The sequence below is a fragment of the Pseudomonas sp. 05N434 genome (assembly GCF_056396965.1).
Map to the genome: position 1 here is coordinate 1 of NZ_JBFTMK010000815.1, position 1,508 is coordinate 1,508.

At 50.4% G+C, this 1,508-nt stretch carries 2 protein-coding genes; one reads left to right on the plus strand and one right to left on the minus strand.

All coding sequences use genetic code 11. The annotated features are described in order from the left end of the window. Positions 1–481: glutathione S-transferase family protein (locus tag AC1DLB_RS29700; RefSeq protein ID WP_477786254.1), on the minus strand; the 481-nt coding region annotated here is incomplete at its 3' end. Between the two features lie 269 nt (positions 482–750). Between AC1DLB_RS29700 and AC1DLB_RS29705 the strand changes: the two genes are divergently transcribed. After that, on the plus strand, positions 751–1,455 hold the full coding sequence (locus tag AC1DLB_RS29705; RefSeq protein WP_111453339.1) for a helix-turn-helix transcriptional regulator: 705 nt from the start codon (positions 751–753) through the stop codon (positions 1,453–1,455). The last annotated feature ends 53 nt before the right edge of the window (positions 1,456–1,508 follow it).

A 1,508-nucleotide genomic window follows, 5' to 3' on the forward strand; every position in this document is an offset into this window, starting at 1 on the left:
GTGAAAGACCGGTGTCGCAAATCCATTCTCGATTACTAAGGTGCGCATCAAGAATTTTCGCAGCTTCAGTCACAAGCCGCTCTCCGCGAGCGACCTCACTGGGGTCGGGCGAACCAATTCCAGCCAAAGACTTGATCGAGTTCTCCCAGTTAAGAATGCCGACGCCCGGCATGAAATACTGCCCACACCAAAAAAGCCAGCGGTTAACGTCAGCACGGCCACGGGGTTCGATGGGATAAATAGTTTGGCTAGGGGTCATATTCGCCAAGTACTGCATGATGGCGTAAGACTCCCAAAGAACAAATCCATCATGTTCGAGAACCGGAACCCGATGATTCGGGTTAAGTTTCAGAAATTCAGGAGAGTTCTGCTCCCCATTGAACAGATTCACCAGCACGAGATCGACTTTGATTTCGAGGTAATGTGCGGCCATCAGCACTCGGCGGCTGCAAGTTGATGCGGGATGGTAGTGAAGACGCATGGTTTTAGCTCCTTGTTTAGTGATCAACACTGCCATTGTCTTCCTGCATACTGACAGAAAGTGTCAGTAGTGATGCGTGCGTTGCGTCTGCTCTCATCAGCCTGCCAGGAAAGCTCTTCCTATCAGGTCGTTTCCGTTGAACATCGCTATCAGCATGATCCAAATGGCCTTCAGTAGCCTTCCCCAGAGTTTGATGGCAATCAGTTCTTTGACTTGCTGCCAAATGATGGCAGCATCTCGTTGAGATCACACCACCAACAAAGCCACTTATGTCTCGCACCGAAAGATTATTTGATCTGATTCAGACCCTGCGAAGCCATCGTTTTCCAGTGACTGGCAATCATTTGGCCAAAGAACTGGGGATAAGCGTTCGTACGCTTTACAGAGATATCGCAACGCTTCAGGGGCAAGGTGCCAACATTGAAGGCGAGCCAGGACTTGGTTACGTTTTACGCCCCGGCTTTATGCTCCCGCCATTGATGTTTACCGAGGAGGAAATAGAGGCCCTTGTCTTGGGTTCTCGCTGGGTGTCCGAGCGTGCTGACCTTCAACTGAGTAGTGCCGCAAAAGGAGCATTGTCAAAAATAGCTTCTGTTTTACCCCAAGACCTGCGGACCGCACTTGATACCAATTCATTGGTGGTTGGCAAAGGGGATCAAACAGAATTAGAGGCCATCGATCTGTCGCAGATTCGAAGGGCCATTCGAGTCGAGCATAAGGTAATAATCAAGTATCTAGATCTGAAGGGAGCTAGTTCAGAGAGAACGATTTGGCCCGTTGCGCTGGGCTATTTTGATCATGCTCGAATGCTTGCCGGGTGGTGCGAACTACGGCAAGAGTTCCGTCACTTTAGGACTGATCGCATATCTGCTTTGAGAGTAAAGCCCGAGCGCTACCCTCGTCGGAGGCAAGTCTTACTTAAAGAATGGCGCGAGGTGGACATCCATCAGCGGCCGCCGCAGCATTTGTCTTAGCGTGCTTTATATTGCGTTTTCTGAGCCCCCTGGTCGAGGAGTGTATCCTGATC

Coding starts and splice junctions, on each gene's coding strand:
- AC1DLB_RS29705 (WP_111453339.1), top strand. CDS start 751: ATGTCTCGCACCGAAAGATTATTTGATCTGATTCAGACCCTGCGAAGC.